At 46.6% G+C, this 16,760-nt stretch carries 27 protein-coding genes and 5 tRNA genes; 29 read left to right on the top strand and 3 right to left on the bottom strand.

Going from position 1 to position 16,760, the window contains the following annotated elements; all coding sequences use genetic code 11:
- Positions 1 to 67: 67 nt before the first annotated feature.
- The 5 genes from DWZ44_RS07555 (at position 68) to DWZ44_RS07535 (ending at position 508) form a co-directional block, all read left to right on the top strand.
- Positions 68 to 149 (top strand) — tRNA-Tyr (locus DWZ44_RS07555).
- Between the two features lie 19 nt (positions 150 to 168).
- A tRNA-Thr gene (locus DWZ44_RS07550) sits at positions 169 to 241 on the top strand.
- 33 nt (positions 242 to 274) lie between these two features.
- Positions 275 to 348: transfer RNA gene (locus DWZ44_RS07545), tRNA-Met, on the top strand.
- Positions 349 to 354: 6 nt separating this feature from the next.
- Positions 355 to 427, top strand: a tRNA-Phe gene (locus DWZ44_RS07540).
- Positions 428 to 435: 8 nt separating this feature from the next.
- Positions 436 to 508, top strand: a tRNA-Lys gene (locus tag DWZ44_RS07535).
- 134 nt (positions 509 to 642) lie between these two features.
- Here the strand turns inward: DWZ44_RS07535 and DWZ44_RS07530 are convergent.
- A complete protein-coding gene (locus DWZ44_RS07530; protein WP_117804557.1) occupies positions 643 to 1,749 on the bottom strand; it encodes a tyrosine-type recombinase/integrase in 1,107 nt (368 codons plus the stop codon).
- Between the two features lie 176 nt (positions 1,750 to 1,925).
- Entirely contained in the window at positions 1,926 to 2,723 is a 798-nt protein-coding gene (locus DWZ44_RS07525) for a DUF4236 domain-containing protein (protein WP_117804556.1), read from the bottom strand.
- A gap of 55 nt (positions 2,724 to 2,778) precedes the next feature.
- Here DWZ44_RS07525 and DWZ44_RS07520 point away from each other — a divergent pair, with 55 nt between their 5' ends.
- Positions 2,779 to 2,973: a helix-turn-helix domain-containing protein gene (locus DWZ44_RS07520; protein ID WP_117804555.1), complete on the top strand. Its 195-nt coding sequence runs from the start codon at positions 2,779 to 2,781 to the stop codon at positions 2,971 to 2,973.
- A 247-nt stretch (positions 2,974 to 3,220) separates the two neighbouring features.
- Here the strand turns inward: DWZ44_RS07520 and DWZ44_RS07515 are convergent, their stop codons facing one another.
- Positions 3,221 to 3,592, bottom strand: coding sequence for a helix-turn-helix domain-containing protein (locus DWZ44_RS07515; RefSeq protein ID WP_117804554.1), 372 nt, complete (start codon positions 3,590 to 3,592; stop codon positions 3,221 to 3,223).
- 158 nt (positions 3,593 to 3,750) lie between these two features.
- Between DWZ44_RS07515 and DWZ44_RS18185 the strand changes: the two genes are divergently transcribed.
- The 23 genes from DWZ44_RS18185 to DWZ44_RS07415 all read left to right on the top strand — a co-directional run bounded on the left by DWZ44_RS18185 (position 3,751) and on the right by DWZ44_RS07415 (position 16,725).
- On the top strand, positions 3,751 to 3,903 hold the full coding sequence (locus tag DWZ44_RS18185; protein WP_158565846.1) for a hypothetical protein: 153 nt from the start codon (positions 3,751 to 3,753) through the stop codon (positions 3,901 to 3,903).
- A 19-nt stretch (positions 3,904 to 3,922) separates the two neighbouring features.
- Positions 3,923 to 4,216: a hypothetical protein gene (locus DWZ44_RS07510; protein ID WP_117804553.1), complete on the top strand. Its 294-nt coding sequence runs from the start codon at positions 3,923 to 3,925 to the stop codon at positions 4,214 to 4,216.
- The gene (locus tag DWZ44_RS07505; protein ID WP_117804552.1) at positions 4,213 to 4,491 is read left to right on the top strand and encodes a hypothetical protein; all 279 of its coding nucleotides are present in this window, start codon (positions 4,213 to 4,215) and stop codon (positions 4,489 to 4,491) included. The genes DWZ44_RS07510 and DWZ44_RS07505 overlap by 4 nt, the downstream gene beginning before the upstream one ends.
- On the top strand, positions 4,473 to 4,655 hold the full coding sequence (locus tag DWZ44_RS07500; protein WP_117804551.1) for a hypothetical protein: 183 nt from the start codon (positions 4,473 to 4,475) through the stop codon (positions 4,653 to 4,655). Before DWZ44_RS07505 ends, DWZ44_RS07500 begins: the two co-directional genes overlap by 19 nt.
- A gap of 189 nt (positions 4,656 to 4,844) precedes the next feature.
- Positions 4,845 to 5,630, top strand: coding sequence for a rolling circle replication-associated protein (locus tag DWZ44_RS07495; RefSeq protein WP_199608671.1), 786 nt, complete (start codon positions 4,845 to 4,847; stop codon positions 5,628 to 5,630).
- A complete protein-coding gene (locus DWZ44_RS07490) occupies positions 5,572 to 5,982 on the top strand; it encodes an RNase H family protein (RefSeq protein WP_117804550.1) in 411 nt (136 codons plus the stop codon). The genes DWZ44_RS07495 and DWZ44_RS07490 overlap by 59 nt, the downstream gene beginning before the upstream one ends.
- Position 5,983: 1 nt before the next feature.
- Entirely contained in the window at positions 5,984 to 6,469 is a 486-nt protein-coding gene (locus tag DWZ44_RS07485; RefSeq protein WP_117804549.1) for a hypothetical protein, read from the top strand.
- Between the two features lie 9 nt (positions 6,470 to 6,478).
- On the top strand, positions 6,479 to 8,614 hold the full coding sequence (locus DWZ44_RS07480; RefSeq protein WP_117804548.1) for a PcfJ domain-containing protein: 2,136 nt from the start codon (positions 6,479 to 6,481) through the stop codon (positions 8,612 to 8,614).
- A gap of 9 nt (positions 8,615 to 8,623) precedes the next feature.
- Positions 8,624 to 9,865 (top strand): hypothetical protein, encoded by a 1,242-nt coding sequence (locus DWZ44_RS07475; RefSeq protein ID WP_117804547.1) that lies wholly within the window; start codon positions 8,624 to 8,626, stop codon positions 9,863 to 9,865.
- Complete coding sequence (locus DWZ44_RS07470) at positions 9,855 to 10,109, top strand: LexA family protein (protein ID WP_117804546.1); 255 nt, start codon at positions 9,855 to 9,857, stop codon at positions 10,107 to 10,109. The genes DWZ44_RS07475 and DWZ44_RS07470 overlap by 11 nt, the downstream gene beginning before the upstream one ends.
- Positions 10,106 to 10,531, top strand: a complete 426-nt coding sequence (locus DWZ44_RS07465) for a single-stranded DNA-binding protein (RefSeq protein WP_117804545.1) — start codon at positions 10,106 to 10,108, stop codon at positions 10,529 to 10,531. The genes DWZ44_RS07470 and DWZ44_RS07465 overlap by 4 nt, the downstream gene beginning before the upstream one ends.
- 17 nt (positions 10,532 to 10,548) lie before the next feature.
- Entirely contained in the window at positions 10,549 to 10,899 is a 351-nt protein-coding gene (locus tag DWZ44_RS07460; RefSeq protein ID WP_117804544.1) for a hypothetical protein, read from the top strand.
- 10 nt (positions 10,900 to 10,909) lie between these two features.
- Positions 10,910 to 11,128 (top strand): hypothetical protein, encoded by a 219-nt coding sequence (locus tag DWZ44_RS07455; RefSeq protein WP_158565845.1) that lies wholly within the window; start codon positions 10,910 to 10,912, stop codon positions 11,126 to 11,128.
- Positions 11,061 to 11,294, top strand: coding sequence for a hypothetical protein (locus DWZ44_RS07450; RefSeq protein ID WP_147342466.1), 234 nt, complete (start codon positions 11,061 to 11,063; stop codon positions 11,292 to 11,294). The genes DWZ44_RS07455 and DWZ44_RS07450 overlap by 68 nt, the downstream gene beginning before the upstream one ends.
- 6 nt (positions 11,295 to 11,300) lie before the next feature.
- The gene (locus DWZ44_RS18180) at positions 11,301 to 11,468 is read left to right on the top strand and encodes a hypothetical protein (protein ID WP_158565844.1); all 168 of its coding nucleotides are present in this window, start codon (positions 11,301 to 11,303) and stop codon (positions 11,466 to 11,468) included.
- A gap of 127 nt (positions 11,469 to 11,595) precedes the next feature.
- Positions 11,596 to 11,769: a hypothetical protein gene (locus DWZ44_RS18175; protein WP_158565843.1), complete on the top strand. Its 174-nt coding sequence runs from the start codon at positions 11,596 to 11,598 to the stop codon at positions 11,767 to 11,769.
- 1 nt (position 11,770) lies between these two features.
- Complete coding sequence (locus DWZ44_RS07445; RefSeq protein ID WP_117804541.1) at positions 11,771 to 11,968, top strand: hypothetical protein; 198 nt, start codon at positions 11,771 to 11,773, stop codon at positions 11,966 to 11,968.
- Between the two features lie 15 nt (positions 11,969 to 11,983).
- A complete protein-coding gene (locus DWZ44_RS07440) occupies positions 11,984 to 12,541 on the top strand; it encodes a hypothetical protein (RefSeq protein WP_117804540.1) in 558 nt (185 codons plus the stop codon).
- 29 nt (positions 12,542 to 12,570) lie between these two features.
- Positions 12,571 to 12,993 carry a sigma factor-like helix-turn-helix DNA-binding protein gene (locus DWZ44_RS07435; protein WP_117804539.1) on the top strand — a complete coding sequence of 141 codons (423 nt, stop codon included), beginning with the start codon at positions 12,571 to 12,573 and terminating at the stop codon, positions 12,991 to 12,993.
- 138 nt (positions 12,994 to 13,131) lie between these two features.
- The gene (locus DWZ44_RS07430; protein ID WP_117804566.1) at positions 13,132 to 13,467 is read left to right on the top strand and encodes an HNH endonuclease; all 336 of its coding nucleotides are present in this window, start codon (positions 13,132 to 13,134) and stop codon (positions 13,465 to 13,467) included.
- A gap of 151 nt (positions 13,468 to 13,618) precedes the next feature.
- Positions 13,619 to 13,927 carry a P27 family phage terminase small subunit gene (locus DWZ44_RS07425; protein ID WP_117804538.1) on the top strand — a complete coding sequence of 103 codons (309 nt, stop codon included), beginning with the start codon at positions 13,619 to 13,621 and terminating at the stop codon, positions 13,925 to 13,927.
- The gene (locus DWZ44_RS07420; protein WP_117804537.1) at positions 13,914 to 15,566 is read left to right on the top strand and encodes a terminase large subunit domain-containing protein; all 1,653 of its coding nucleotides are present in this window, start codon (positions 13,914 to 13,916) and stop codon (positions 15,564 to 15,566) included. The genes DWZ44_RS07425 and DWZ44_RS07420 overlap by 14 nt, the downstream gene beginning before the upstream one ends.
- Positions 15,559 to 16,725 (top strand): phage portal protein, encoded by a 1,167-nt coding sequence (locus DWZ44_RS07415; RefSeq protein WP_117804536.1) that lies wholly within the window; start codon positions 15,559 to 15,561, stop codon positions 16,723 to 16,725. Before DWZ44_RS07420 ends, DWZ44_RS07415 begins: the two co-directional genes overlap by 8 nt.
- Positions 16,726 to 16,760 lie beyond the last annotated feature (35 nt).

Genomic DNA, 16,760 nt, shown 5'->3' with positions numbered 1-16,760 from the left:
CTGGGAGAGCATCTGCCTTACAAGCAGAGGGTCACAGGTTCGAGCCCTGTAGGTCCCATTCTTTTATGGGTGGTTTCCCGAGTGGCCAAAGGGGACAGACTGTAAATCTGCTGCAAATTGCTTCGGTGGTTCGAATCCACCACCACCCACTTGCCAATCAGGCAATCGGCCGATGTGGCTCAATTGGCAGAGCAGCTGATTTGTAATCAGCAGGTTATCGGTTCGAGTCCGATCATCGGCTTTACTTGAGAAATCAAGTACAAAAATAGGATATCGCGGGATGGAGCAGTCTGGAAGCTCGTCGGGCTCATAACCCGAAGGTCGTAGGTTCAAATCCTACTCCCGCAATTTTATGCCTAGTTAGCTCAGTTGGTAGAGCAGAGGACTGAAAATCCTCGTGTCTCTGGTTCGATTCCGGAACTAGGCATATTTTACGGAGCATTAGCTCAGTCGGTAGAGCACTTGACTTTTAATCAAGTTGTCCGGGGTTCGAATCCCCGATGCTTCATCAAATGGAAACGGCTGAAAACCTTGATTTTACTGGGTTTTCAGCCGTTTTTCTGTTACAAAAATGAAATTGTAAAAAATGGTCGTACGACAAAGTAGAACAAAGTAATACAAAGTAAATGTGTCACTTCCGTGTCACATATACAGCGCTGCTTCTACGGCCCCTGCGGTGTCCTCGCGCTCCAACATAATGTGATTATACACGCGCAGCACCATGGCCTCGCTGTCGCCCAGGAGCGCCGCAATATTCTTGATCGACACGCGCGGGATCTGGTAGCACATCGCCGTACAGTAATTGTGCCGGAAAATGTGCGCTGTGAGCCCGGATATGGGCTGTTCTGCGACTTCATTCATGGCCTTGATAATTCTATCCCACTTGCGGCGATAAGAGGATTTAGACACCAATTTGCCGCCGCGCATGGAAAAGAGCTGAGTTCCTCTCATGCAGAAACGAACGTAGGTCTCGAGAGAGGAGAAGAGCTGCGGCGGGATCGGTACCTGCCGGTATCCGTTATGAGACTTTGGGCACTTGATACTCGGATGACCGGCATCGTCAAATTCGATTGATTTATTGACGTTGATTGTTTTCTCCACAAAATCAATGTCGAATCGAGTGAGGGCAAGAACTTCTCCACAACGTAATCCGGTGGCATACAAGATATCCACAAAAATCCGATCAGATGGGGATAACTCAGCATCTTTCATTGCTTTCTTCTCGTTTTCGGTCAGCGGACGCTTCTCATCCGCCTTGTAGTCGACCGGTTTCATGATGTCCTTCAGATCCTCGTAGAGATTCGCGGCGTAAAGGCGATCATGCACTGCGGTCCGCATAATTTGCGAAAAGCAGAGGAGCAGCTGCTGCTGAGTGCGCTTCTTGCCGGCGGCATCGTTGAGGAGCATCTGGTAGTGGATCGGGAGGACGTCACAGAGCCGCACACCCGCCATCTGGCTCATGTGTTTCTCAATGATGTTGAGATACATTCGTTTTGTATTGTTGGCCGCTTCGGCCTTATAGACGGTAAGCCACTTGTGAGCGTAATCCAGAAACAGGATGTGTTTATCGCGGACTGCCTCCATATTTTTGATTTTGTTGTTGTACTGAGCAACCTTTTCTTCCAGATCTTTGCTGCTCTTCTTTGATCGGATCGTGATATAGTGTTTCTGGGTCCCCTGATAGGTGCCGTCCCATACGCGGGCCTGGAAATATCCGTTTTTTTGACGTGTATATTTTGCTTTTGCCATGTTCTATACCTCCATTTTCTGAAAAAGGGTGCAAAAATAACAGGCATCGGGAAACGAATGTTCGTTTTGACACCTGTTCCAGAAAATGGTAATATACAGATGGTACCTGTGTCCATTATCTGGATGCAACCCCGCCTTGGTGTTGGCGCACCGGGGCGGATTTTTTTATTTACTTTTTAATGGCATTTCTTGCAAGGCGTGTATCCTTGCGCCTGCGCATCGGATAACGAGATCTGATGCGGATTTGACATATTGCTGCAGCTTGATTTGGAATGATATTTCTTTCCGGAATCAGAAACCCATACCATAGTTTCCTGCTGATCGGACGATGCCGGAGCCTGTGTAGCGGCGGGAGCAGCGGTTGGCTGTGTATCGGAAAGATAATCACTTGCCACGTAAGCCTCTGTCCCATTGTAGTCGATCTTAGACCAACCGTTTTCAGAACTGATAACGGTAACAGAGTCGCCAGCCGAGAACGTGCCGAGCTTTTCGGCATCCGCGCTTGCAGCGGCTCGAATGTTGAGCGATGACTGGGAGTACATTACTTTCGTTTCCACGGGCGCTTCTGTGGGAGTCGGCGTTGAGGTCTCAGACACAGCAGAAACGGTGGAAGATGAAGCTGCGGAAGAGGATGAAGCCGCGGCTTCGGCTGCTTTCTTCCGCCCGCTACTGAACCCGCTTGAGAAGACACCGACGATCAGGAAAAACAGAATGAAGCCGAGCAGGATAGTGCCACATCCGACGGTTCCACTTTGCGCTTTTTTAGAGGATTTCCTTTTACGAGATCCTCCACCGGAAGTTTTAACGTAGCTCAGTCCGGTACCAGGCGCGCTTACAGTGGTTGTCTTTCGACCGCTGCTACTCACAGAATGATGAACACCTTTCCCGCCAACAGAAACACCAACGCTCTTATTGGAGACGTTCAGTTTGACGCCTGGAGCAATTTTCTTACTCTTTTTGAATCGCATACCCATAACGATTCCCCCTTTCTGGAAGTATAATTTCCCGAATATCGGGAACTATAATGTCATGAAAATATTAATTCAAGACATCATATACAAAAGAAATTTGACGCTCCGCCAGGCGGCCTTACTGACTGGAATCCCAAAATCTACGCTGGAAGATATCTGCAGCGGAAGAATGCCGAGAATCGACACGATGGAATCCATAGCCAAAGGCCTGAAAGTGCGGATTACAGACTTATTCGACAGTCCGTACAAATAAGTGTCCGGGAACCCGGACAAATGTCAAAAAATACTAATTTTCGCCCGAAGATCTCGTATTATTAGCAAAGGGACGTTCGAAAAAAGATATTGAAATCGAACGAACGTTCGTATATAATAAGGATAGAGATCGGAGGGCGTACATATGGACTACAAAAAAATTATAATTGAGATGCTCGATCATGCAAATCAAAAACAATTGAGAATGATTTACATTCATATTCGAGCACTCTTGGGGCTGAGATAACTCAGCCCTTTTTTATTTGGATGGAATCAAGGAAATTTTCTAAAACGCTCCATCCGTTTTCATCCAGTGCAGCCAAACCAGAAATCAGGCGGCGTTTGAAAGAATCTTCTTCATTAGAAAGCAAATCTCCGATAAATTCTTCAATTTGTTCGTCCTTAGATAATTCGGCAAACATTTCGCCATCTCCTGTGCGGAGCCATTCAGGATTAAGATTGAATGTCGCACAAATCAAATCTAAAAAAGGTTCATCGGGATTGGTCCGACCGAGTTCAATATTTTCAATTTTCCCTCTGCTTTTTAAACCTAATTTATTGGCGAATTCCTCTCGGGATAATCCGAGAGCTTTTCTTAACTCCTTTATGCGTTCGTTCAATGTTTTCTCACCTCCGTTTCTAAAAATATTATAACACCTGCAAAATACGTTGTCAACGTAAATTAAAAGAAAAAATGCGAAAAATACGTTGACAATGCGTTGATAATGCGTTATAATACGTTCACAAAGCAAAATAAGACAGAAAAGGAGTGGCGAATATGTCAGAAAGAGAAAAAGAAATTCTTGAAAAGCTTACAGAAAAACTTCCGCACATGTCCGAAAGAGAGCGCGGCTATTTGGAAGGCACGATCAACACCGCGGCGGCGATGAGCGAGAGACAGAAAGAAAAATCGCAGAAGCTGGAAAAATAAGAAGAAAGGGGAAATCTGAATGGAAAAGATAACCACAGATGAAGCAGCAAAGATGCTGGAGCACCTGACAGGAAAGAGATACGTAATCAGTGCCAGCAAGAAGAAAGAGCCTATGCGCGTCGAGTATCCGGCGCGCTACATGAGAAAAGCGGAGCTGCTGAGAATGGAGAATCCGCTGATCGGAAGAGAAGTCCTGAACCGGGCGATCATGTACGCACCGGAGGGCGTAGCACGGAAAGTTGATCCGCGGAAGAAAAACAGTCCGGTCATTTTTGACACAGAAAAATTTGAAGAATGGAGGCAGAAACATTGAAAGTACAGAACGTAATTGCTGTTATGGCAGGAGTAGCAGGAACATGGACTTATTTTGCAGGAGTAGAGCAGTGGAAACCGTCCCAGATGGCCGCCGGTCTCGGAATCGCCGCCGCTGGATGGGCGGTCAAGCGGATCTGGGAAACGATCGCAGAACGGAAAGAGGAAGAAGAGGAGCGGCTCGCACGCCATAAGGACGAGGTGTTTTCGATTTGGATGAACTGCGGAGCAAGTATGTTGTTTAGAGGTGATAAAAAATGGCAAAAGAAAGATTGACAGTAAAAAATCCAGACGGAACGTACCGGATCTGGATGGATCACGCCGGAACATTCCGGCTGGAAAGCCAGATGAATTCTGTATTTGCTTACGGAGACTTGGTAGACAAGCTGGGAAGATATGAAGATCTTGAAGAAAAGACAAAAAAGCGTCCTACATGCTGAGAAACATGTAGGACAGGGATTAGAAGTGTTTTTTCGATATTTATCTTATCACGATCGGCATCGAAAGTCAAAGAAAATATTGAAAAAATAAGGGGAGAAAGTCCCCTGTTAAACCTCGATTAAGAGATTAAAGTTAGGACACATGAGATGGCGACGAAGAGGAAAGTATATAGGCTCCGAGGGGGAACTGTGCTGGATATTGATGAGTTCCACGACGGGAGATATGGAGGCCCAGGAGGCAAGAGAGAAAAGAAAAGGGAAACAACTCCGGAGCAGATGAAAGAAGCCAACAGAAGAACGAAGGTGAAAAGCTGTCAGAGGAGGATGCTGCAGTATTTTCGATCGGGAGACTGTTTCGCGACGTTGACGTATGCAGTACAAAACAGACCGGAAACGATGGAACAGGCGGTGACTGACTTCGGGAAAGCATGGAGAATGGTTCGCGCAGAATATAAAAAACGTGGAGAAGAACTTTTTTGGATGCGAAACATAGAACGAGGAACCAAAGGAGCGTGGCATATACACGTTATCATTAACGAGATCGGAGAAACAGCAGCGATCCTGCAGAAAGCCTGGAAAAAAGGTGGGATATACATCGAAACCATAAAACAAAATGAAAGACTATATGATCCGTCTTTTCGGAAGCTGGCTGAATATATGACAAAAGACGGAGACACAAAAGAGAAGAAGCAGGACGGAACGCTGGCAAAACCGAAACTGAGAGAAGCGTCATACAACCATTCCAGGAACATGCCATTGCCGGATCCGGAGAAAAAATATCTGAAAAGGTGGAAAGAAGAAGTAAAACCGCCGAAAGGGTACTATATAGCGGACTACTACGAGGGGATCAACCCGAAAACAGGCTATAAATACCGACGATACACGCTGATCAGCCTGGAAAGGAGGAGAGAGGACGATGGAGACCGGCATCTACATAGAGCTAAGCGCAAACGATCCACGAGAAAGAAGCCGTAGTTGGGGCTATGTGCTGGAAGCTCCCGGAGGAAAGACCAAACACGATACGGGAGAGTGTACCAGTACAATGCACGGAGCCACACTGCAGATATTGATCAAGGCGCTTGGCCGGTATCACAAGCCGAGTCAAATCACGATCCACGCCGCGGACGAATGGGTTCTGAACATGCTGGAGAATCAACTCCCGGCATGGGAGCAGAACGGTTTCCGGAATACGCGTGGGGAACCGATCAAGTATCAGCAGGAGTGGGAGCAGCTGGCAGAAAAAGTAAAAGACCACAAGATCACAATCGCGCCGGGCCGGCATGAATACAGCGCCTGGCTGCAGGATGAGATGAAAAGAGGAAGATGAGATGTTTGAACGATTTGGAGAGCTGGAATCAGCAAAAGAAATTAACGAGTTGGCAGTAAATCTGTTCAACGAGGGAGACGTGGAGAGTCTGCGCGTCATGGCGACAGAAAACGGAATTCCGGAGATTTTCGTGGATTTGTTCTGCGAGGGAGAAATTCCGGAACTGTGCGATCCAATGACGGCCGCACTGGGCAAAATTGAGGTTGAGTCTGCAGAGCTGCAACCGAAAGAGATCATGGAGGACTGGGTGGAGTATATAAAAAGCCAGTGTATGGAAAACGAGCTGATGGCCTACAGCGTCAGAAAAAAAGGAAAATCGCTGAAAGGCTGTATTGCCGCGCTGCTGAAATGGTCATTCGGGAACCAGATTCCCATCGAAAAGGAGATTCTGAAAGCCGCCGGCGTGACAGCGGGAAGAGTGACGCTGGGGATTCCGGGGATGGGAACTGCGAAGCGGATCATCCGGGAATATTATATGGGAAAGTAGGCGGAGCAGATGAGAAAAAAAGAAATTGAGAGAATCCCGTATCTCGGATTGAAGAAAATCAGCAGGAAAAAAGATGTGAAGTACATCGGAGTGACAGCGGTTAAGATCGTTGGAAACAAAAAGCACTTGTTTTTGGAGGTGTACAAAAACAAGAAAGAATCCAAAATGGTACCTGTGGTGCGAATCATCCTTACAGAAAAGGAGTTTTGGAATTATTTTCCCAAAACAGAGCAGTGGACACGGCAGAAAGTGGAGAAAGATGGTGGATACGGGAATTATATATGGGGAGAAAAAGCTGTTACATGGGAGCAGATAGAAAAAGAAAATGTCCTCCAGAGCACGGAGGATCTGGAAAGAATAAAGAAATTCTGCAAGATAAAAATACCTGTATACTACGAGGCGCGCTGGTGGCAGTACATCTACAAGCACGAGGATGATCTTGCGACCGCTGCCAGAATTGACAGAGAACATCGAAAATTCGTGCGCCGACAGGAAGCACTGAAAGACAGGATGTCGCATACCGCAAAACTTCCGGAAAAAAGAATTTTAGAATATGCGGACAGAATTTATTTTCAAAAGGAACATCATCTGTACTACAAAAAATATGGAAGTTGGACAAAAATCGCCTGCAGCAAGTGCGGCGGTGTAACGGATGCGCGGTGGAGAGATGGCATATCCTACGAGAGCCAATTTCAGAAGCATACCGAAGAACCGCGAGAAGGAAAAAGCGGAAAATGCCCGATGTGCGGCGCGGTTGGAACGTACAAGTGCCAGGGAAAAATAAAGGGTGAATACAGTAAGAAAATCCATCTGTTCCTGGGACAACGATACAAAGAAGATGGAGCAGTGCTGCGGTACGTGGAGATTGAGAAAGCATGGACACTGGGCTTCATCAAGGGGAACGATGGACCAGAGATGTACAATGCCGCAGAAGAACTTTCCGGCGTAGAGGTGGCAAGAGCCTACTTTGAGCCAGGGAAAAAGGTGCAGATCGACTATCATAAACATGACTTGTGCCGGAATGAAGACTTTTGGGACGACTGCAATCTATACGGACTTGCCAACATTGACATCAAAGCGGCGCCGATCATGCCGGAGACTTACGAAGAGTTGAAAAATACTATATTTCGTTACAGTGAATTAAAAGAATATGCCGCACAGGCGCAGGAAGTAAATCCGATCCGGTATCTGCAGAATTATCAGAAAACGACGCAGATTGAAATGCTGGTAAAATTGGGGCTGAGTGAGATTGTGAAAGGCATCAACGAAGGGCGCACAGGAATTATTGTGGATGCATCTGCGAAAAGGTTGGATGCGTTGCTGGGAATTCGAAGGGAACGTACAAAAAAGCTTATCGAAGAAAAGGGAGATGCGCGCCTTTTGAGAGTTCTGCAGATCGAAAAGAGCCTGGATCAGCATTGGACGGAGGAGCAGGTAAATCATCTGCGGGAAACGGGGTTGGATATTGCACACATCGCATTTGTGCTGAATTACATGACCATTCAAAAACTGCTGAATCGAATTGAAAAATATGCAGGATGTGCTTATGAAACAAACTGCGGAAGGGCAATGAACGAGATACAAAATACGGCCATCATGTATCTGGACTATTTGGCAATGCGAGAAAGACGGGGATATGACTTGAATAACTCTGTATACCAGCAGCCAAGAAATTTAGACGAAGCTCATACACAGATGACTGCGGAGACAAATCGGGAAGAAGTCGAGAAACGACTGAGGGAGACGGAAGAAAAATATCCGAACATCAAGAAGCAGTACAGGAACCTGCGAAAAGAATACTACTACGAAGATGCAATGTATGTCATCAGGCCGGCCCGATCAGCGGCGGAGATCGTGATGGAAGGAAGGATTCTCCATCATTGCGTGGGAGGAGATAACTATTTGAGCAAACACAACGAAGGGAAAAGCTATATTCTGATGATGAGATATCAAAAAGAACCGGAAACACCGTATATCACCATCGAAATCAACCCGGAGCAAAAAAGAATAGTGCAGTGGTATGGAGAAAGGGATACAAAGCCGGATAAAGAAAAAATTCAGAGCTGGCTGGATAATTATCTGGAAAAGCTGAAAAGCGGAACTCTGCAGGAAGAAACCAGTGAAGTGATGACAATGACAGCATAGGAGGTAGGTATGGAAGAATATACACAATTAACCCTGGATGACTGGCTTGCGATGAAAGAGAGCCTTAAGCGGGACTTGATCGGCGTGCAGGAGAGTTTTGTGCGGATCGGTTACACACTCCGGAAGATCGAGGAGCAGAAACTATATAAAAATGATGGCTATGAGACAGTGACAGAATTCGCTAAAGCAGAATACGGATTGAGCGCATCGACGATCTCGAGATTCATGAGCATCAACCGAAAATTCAGCATCGACGGTTATTCGGACCGCCTGCGGCCGGAATATGCGCAGATGGGGAGCAGCAAGCTCTCCGAGATGCTTTCCCTGCCGGATGCAGACATGGAAATGATCCGGCCGGAGATGCCAAAGGCAGATATTCGGGAGCTGAAACACTTCAACAAGGAGACGCCGAAACCGGAAGCCGCGGACTCACTGGAAAAGCTGGTGTGGAAATTCTTCGAAGCCAATGCGGCGATTGCAAAACAGTTGGAGCAGAGCGAGGCCTATGCGGACGGCGAGTCGGAGAAAATGGTTGAGATCGTCAATCCGGCGGGAGTCAAAACGTTCCGCGCGGGGCTGTACTACATGGCGATGTATGAGAACGATATCCAGATCAAGCAGTTCGGACAGCAGCCGCAGAAAATGAGCTGGGCGGAGTTTTTCGCAATCACGAAAAAAATCTTCGAGAGCGCGGAATGGCATCAGCGAACACAGGAAGAGGAGCATCCCAAAATAGAGCCGCAGGAAAAAGGTGAGACAAAACCAATTGCGCCGGCGCAAATTAAAAAGCCGGAAAGCCCTGTAAATACAGAAGCGGAGCCGGTTTTGGAGACACCGAAAAAGCCAGAAAAAGAGACGTCCCAAAATGCGGAGCAAAAGAAAAATGAGGCACCGCAATCAGAAGAACCGCGGAAACCAGAAGAAAAAGTGCAAAGTGAGACGGAAATTGCGGAAAACGGAGCGGAAAGCACGCAAAACGCAACGGAAACCGCACAAACCGAGACAGAGGAGCAGATGCCGGGGCAAATGAATCTTCCAGAGGATTACCCGGGAACGGAGAGCATTGATGTACTGGGAAAGACGATGCAGCGAAAAGAGTATCTGGATACGCTGACCGCGTGGGGCGTGGCGGACTACCTGCATAAAAATCTGACAGCAGAGATCCTGGGAAACAGAGAGGGTCTCTATGAATGGCTGAAAGGCAAGGTCGATGAGCGGGGATATGGAATGGAGGACGTGAATGTATTGTAGAAGAGAGGGTACGGCGATCAAGGAAGAAATATACCGATATATCGCCAGATACATTTCGAAACATGTATATCCGCCGAGCTACAAAGAGATAGCGGACGAACTGAGCATATCTGCAAAAACGGTGAAAAAACACATGGAAGAGCTCGTAGCCGATGGAATCCTTGAGACAGATGCGGAGCCGGGAGCGCAAAGAGCGTTCCGGATCAAAAATACAAAGGTAATAAAGAAAGGGGAAAAGAAATGAATAAAGTGATGCTGATGGGAAGATTAACCAGAGATCCGGACGTCCGCTGGACACAGGGACCGGAGCAGAGTGCGGTGGCGCGCTATACGCTGGCAGTGGATCGCCGATTTCAAAAAGAGGGAGGAGTGACTGCGGACTTCATCGGATGCGTAGCGTTTGGACGGCAGGCGGAATTTGCAGAGAAATATCTGCAGAAGGGAATCAAGATCGCCATCACCGGCCGGATTCAGACCGGAAGCTACACCAATCGTGAAGGGCAGAAGGTCTACGCGACAGATGTGGTTGTAGAGGAGCAGGAGTTCGTGGAGAGCAAGGGAGCAAGCGCGGCAAGACCACCAAAGAGAAAAACAGAACCGGAGACGGACGATGATGGATTCATGAATATTCCAGAGGGCGTTGAAGATGAAATCCCGTTCCGGTAACAGAGAGGAGAGAGAAAATGTTATTTCCGAAACCGCAGACGAAAAAGAAGAGAAAGAAGCACAGAGAGAGCCTGCTGCAGAACAAGGAGAGCCGGATCTGTTATCTCTGCGCCAGAGGGGGGGATTATGGTTGGAAACCGGTGTTAGAGGAACACCACATCTTCGGCGGACCGAATCGGCATCTGTCGGAGGAATATGGCCTGAAAGTCTATATCTGCCCGGAATGCCACAGGACATCAGCCAGAGCAGTGCATCAGGATCCGGCGGGAGAAGCGAACCGATATCTGCAGGCGGAAGGGCAGAAAGCATTCGAAGAGAATTTCCCGGAATTAAGTTTCCGGGAGATCTTTGGGAAAAATTATCTGTGAGGAAGAAAAAATGGAAGATTACGAAAAATGTAAGCACGTGCAGAGCATTGGAACATACGCGGTATATGTTGATCCGGGATGCCCAAAAGCGCACAAAATAAAAGGGACATTGGTAAGCTCGCGACGGAAGTGTGAACACTGCCGGGAAGAAGGAGAAGAGAATGAAAAAAATACCGGAAGAAATGGAAAAATTGATTCTGGAAATGCTGCAGAAAGGGGAAAAATATAAAGCAATCACGGCCAGAACCGGAGTGACAGAAGCTACAGTTGGAAGAGTAGCAAGAGATAACGGAATATGCAGAAGGAAAAGGAATGCTGAAAAGGGAAATAATTATCCGCCGGAACTGATGGAAGAATGGGATCGTGTAAGAATTGAAATTTTGAAGAAAGGATAAGGGGAAATGGAAACGATTATTGGAATTTTGGCGCTGTGCGCGGTTATGTTAGGCGGCACCGCGTGGCTACTGAACCGACCAGAACACACAAAGGATCCGCGGGAGGATGAAGAACAGATGGAATACTTAAGAGAATGGAGCGAGAAACATGGTAAGGCTAACAGAAAAGAGTAAAACAGGATTATGGCACCTGAGAGGTGTAAGTTGGGAGCAACTTCGGACTGGGCATAAAATCACAAAAACGGTAAGCGAAAAGATCTACGGTGCTCTGTGCAAATTGAAAGACTACGAGGATTCAGGCATGGATCCGGATCAGGCAGCAAAAGCAGCAGAAAAGAATACTCCGACAGAACCGAAGGAAATACAGGATTGGAACGGAATTACGGCTTACGAGTGCGAAAACTGCGGATGTGATGTATTTGAGACTCAGAACTACTGTCCGTACTGCGGTCAACGACTGAAGTGGGAGGAATAAGATGCGAGCAGTTGCAAAAACGCTTATGATAATTTTTGCGGTAGTAGAAGTGGGTTTGGGATTAAAAAGGACTGTGACGATTGCGGATCGTGACGGAAATAAGGAATACGTTCCGTCAAAAGAAGATCAGATCCTAGGAATGTTGGATTTTATTCTGGCAATGCAGATGATTCAAGCTGCGATGAGCATACAAAAATAGAAAGGAATATGGACTATGGGAATTTGGGAAGTGATTCAGAAAGAAATTGTAGATAAGCCGGAAATATCTGCGGAGTTGAGAACATCATGGAGGGAGCAGGAAAGCATGGTGTTGACGCTTGAAAATACGAAAACAAAACAGAAAACAGAAAGGGGATTTTGCACAGAAGAAGGTGGAACGGAAGAAAGAATGAAAGATATAGTTCGGGAAATGCTGCTGAGGCTGGATGACGTAGATGAATGGAGAAGAAAGCTGGCTATGTTGAAACTGATACAGGCGGCGCTGGATATTAAGCTTGATCAGAGACAGAAACAGTACGCATTATCAGAGATTCCTGCGTGGCTGGTCGAAGGGAGAAGAACGGGAAAAACACTGGCAAATGTAATCAAAATATTGATTAACGAAAAAGAAACAATAAGAATAACGAGAGATAGTGCGTGGCGGTACACGGATGATAACCGGTTCGGATATGCGTATGTATGGGAGCAGGCAAAAATATTAAAAATGATCAGTGACAAATTACGAGAAAAAGACGTGCCGGTTCCGGAAGTGAAGCTAATAGAATTGTGGTAAAAGCCGAATGGTAAGAGGAGGTGAGACCGATGGAGCAGAACAGAGATGAGAACGAAAAGAAAAAGGAATATCTCAAAAGATATCACAGTGCAGTGCTTGCGGAAAAGGCGATCCAGCAGGAGATTGATGAGCTGAGAATGGATAAGATGTACCCCATGCTGATTCAGGACGGGATGCCGCACGGGAGCAGTTGTGGAGATCTGTCGGAATATGCGGCGCAGTTGGACGGGCTGCTGGCGGATCTGAAAGAACAGATGGAGAAGCGGATCAGCATCCGGAGAGAGATCACGCAGAAAATCGAACAGATGCAGGATGAGACGGAAAAGACGGTGTTAAGATTACGATACATCCATTGGCTCCGGTGGGAGCAGATTGCCGAGCGGATGGGATATAGTCCGGAACATGTGCAGAGGATACATAAAAAGGCGTTGGGAAATTTTAAGATGTCATAGAATGTCATACTGCATATGTGATATAGTGTAAAAGAAGAGAAACGGGAAAAGGAAAACCGATTCTCCAGTTCAAAAATTGATCACACCTTGTCACAGAAAATCCCTGCAGAAATGTGGGGATTTTCTTATGGGGGAAACATGACAGATAAAGAAGCAAAGGAATTCTACAATTCCGAAAAGTGGAAACACAAACGCCTGGCCATTCTGCGAAGAGATCGGTACGAATGCCAGGACTGCAGAAAGAGACTGCAGGAAGCAAAAGAAAAAGATGTGAGGCTGCCGGCGATGGATGCAAAGATCCGGAGGGCAACACAGGTCCATCATATCATGGAGCTGAAAGAGCATCCGGAGCTGGCGCTGGATGATGAGAACCTGGTGAGCCTGTGCACACAGTGTCACAATGAGCGGCATGGCAGACATGTCGAACGGAAATTCATTCCGAAGCGCCGAGTGATCGCGCCGGAGCAGTGGTGACCATCCCCCCGGGGTAATTCTCGGCGATTTTTGGCCGGGGTAGAACGGGTAGGAAGGGGCATGACTGTTCAGATTTTTCAGATTCTCGCGTGAAAGGGGTGGGGGTAACCGGTTCGGGTGAAGTGGGAAAAAACAGAAGGGTGGTGAGCAGATGTCACAGAAAGATGTTAAGGAGTCGCTGCTGGAGCAGTTGAGATTACAGGGAAAAACAGCGGATTTTTACGGAGATCTGGTAGAAGATTATATGCATTACTGGAAGTTGAAAAAGGATCTGATCCAGGATATCAAAAAGCGTGGAATCCGTTATGAAGCCATGAACGGAAACGGAATTAAGGTGGAAAAAACGAATGAATCTGTGCAGAATCTGCAGAAAACCACGGCAATTATGTTAAAAATTTTGAGTGATCTTGGTCTGAGAGACCAGATCTCGAATGAGTCTGAGGCAGATGGTTACCTGTAAAGAAATTGACGACTATCTTGCCTACGCGAAAGCCCATCCGGAATGGATCAACAAAGAAAGACAGCTGCTGATCAAAAACATCGTACTCCCGACGTTAAGGCGAGACGATGTTTTTTTTGACGAAGAAACCTACAGAAAATGTCTGCAGTATTGCGAGAATAATTATTACCCGCTTTTTCCGTATCAGAAATTCATCTATGCGTTCGTGTTTATGTACGTGAACGATATGCCGCTATTTCAAAAATTCATTGTGATGATGGGAAGAGGAAACGGAAAGGATGGATTTATCGTACCGCTAGCGAATTTCTTTCAGACGCCATTGTACGGCGTTGAAAATTATCACATAGAAATCGTGGCAAATGCAGAAGATCAGGCGAATGAAACTTTCAAGGTTGCTTACAACGTATGCAAAAAAAAGAAGTTCAAGGGAAAATTCAGCGTCACAAAAGAGCTGATCACGAATCTCAAGACCGGATCGGAGTTGAAATACAACACGAGCAGGGCAGAGACAAAAGATGGAAAACGGCCTGGATGCCTGATTTTGAATGAGATACACGCCTACGAGAATTACGAGCAGATCAATGTATTCGAAAGCGCACTTGGAAAAGTAAAGCATCCGCGGGAATTTATCATTACCACAAACGGATATGTAAGAGATGGACCGCTGGATGAAATTCTGACGATGATAGAAGAGATTCTGAGGACGGGTGAAAATCCGCTCGGATATTTTCCGTTCGTCTGCAAGCTGGATGCGAAAGAAGAAAAAGATCTTCCGGAAGCCTGGCACAAGGCCAATCCGTCGCTGGAATATATGCCAATTTTGGAAACGCAGATCATGAAAGATTATCTGGAAGCACAGAAGCTTCCGAGCAAACTTCCGGAGTTGATGACCAAACGGTTCAATCTGCCGGCGCGGAATGAAGAAGAAACAGTAACATCATGGAACAACATTCTGCGGTGCTGTTATGACGATATCGAACGGAAAACACCGAGAAAAACAGCGGACACGAAAGGCAAACTTGCGATTCTGGCGTTGGACTATGCCGACATTCGAGACTTTGCATCGGCCGGAGTGCTGACGCAGGACGGAGAGGAGTTCATCTGGCGGCAGCACACATGGATCTGCAAAGATTCACCGTTTTTGGAGAAAATCAAATTTCCGCTGAACAATTTCGGACAGCCGGAATTTGAGGACTTTGAGGTGGTGGATGGTCCGACGATCCCGATTGACGCCATCATTCGATGGTGTGTTGAGAAGATGAATGAATATGTTGTGCAGAAGATCACAATGGACACCTACCGCTACCAGATGTTTAAAGCAAAATTCGAAGAAGCTGGAATAACGATCGAAAGCAAACAGAATCCGGCGGGACTGGTAAGACTGGTGCGAAGAATCGGATCGGCGTGTGCCATCATTGCTCCGGAGATTGAAAGGCTGTTTGCAGAAGGAAAAATAAATTATGGTCCGTCATCCATCATGCGATGGTACACAAACAATACGAAAGTGAGCACGGACAAATACGGAAACAAGATGTACGGAAAAATAGAACCGAAGTTAAGAAAAAACGATGGATTTATGGCTTTCGTGGCGGCGATGTTTTCGAAGGACGAGATAAAGGAGACGGTTATCTATGTTTGATTGGTTTTTCAAAAGAGCAGAAAAAGAAGAGTCTCTGCTCGAAATCATAACATCGACCACACAGCAGCTGCAGTTATATGAGTTCGCAAAAGAGAAAGCAATTGGTATGATTGCGGATGCGATTGCAAAATCGGAAATTGTAGTCCAGAGGAAAGACAAAAAAGGAACAAGACGGGCAAAAGATGACGTCTATTGGCGGCTGAACGTGCGGCCGAATGCAAATGAAACCGGAACGGATTTCTGGCGTGCGGCAATCCACAAACTGCTGACGAAAAAAGAAGCGTTAATCTGCAGAGTGGGTGAGCAATACTTTCTTGCGGATTCCTGGACACTGAATGACAGTGTAATCTTACCGCAGATCTACAGCGATATCACGATCAGCTGCAACGGAAGAACGATGACGCTGGACATGTACCTGACGGCGGATCAGGTGCTGCACTTGCGGCTGCGAAATGACCGGCTCAGTGCACACCTTGGGAATATTGCGAAAAAGTACAATAAGCTGGCGAACGCGGTCTGCACGATGCAGACGTATGTTAATACGCCGAAATTCAAGCTCCATTTTGACGCGACAAATTCCATCATTGCGACAAAAGATGAGAATGGAAACGTGAAAACGCTGACAAAAGATCAATACAAAGAGAAGCTGCAGGAGACGTTGCTGAGTGATGAACCGTCAACTATCATCACGAGTGCCGGAATTGATATCAACCAGATTGAAATTAAGGCCGGAGGGGCAAGTGAGGACGTTGTAAAGTTTGCGAAAGAAATTTTTAAGGACACCGCAATGGCATTTAACATCCCAATGGCGGTATTCCTGGGAGAAATCACAGAAAAAGCGGACAGCACAAACGAGTTCATCACCTACGCAGTTTCACCGATTGCCGAAATTCTGAACGATTCATTCAACGCAAAACTTGTCGGAAAAGAAAGTTATGAAAAAGACGAGAAAATTTGGGTGGATCTGTCAAGATTCAAGCACCGCGACCTGATCGAGTGCGCAACCGGCATGAGTACCCTGCGGAGCATCGGCTTCAACCTGGATGAGCTGCGGGAATCCATCGGCTGGGAAGCACTGAATACAGAATTCAGCCGAAGCCGAATGGTGACAAAGAACTATACCGCGGACGAAAGCGCGGTCACGGGAAACACAGAGTAAATCTCCCAGCTGATGGGTGAAACAGCAAATAACAA

Origin of the sequence: Blautia sp. AF32-4BH, assembly GCF_003460565.1 — a bacterium.
Classification (GTDB): Bacteria; Bacillota; Clostridia; order Lachnospirales; family Lachnospiraceae; genus Fusicatenibacter; species Fusicatenibacter saccharivorans.
This window is presented reverse-complemented; position numbering and strand designations above follow the sequence as displayed.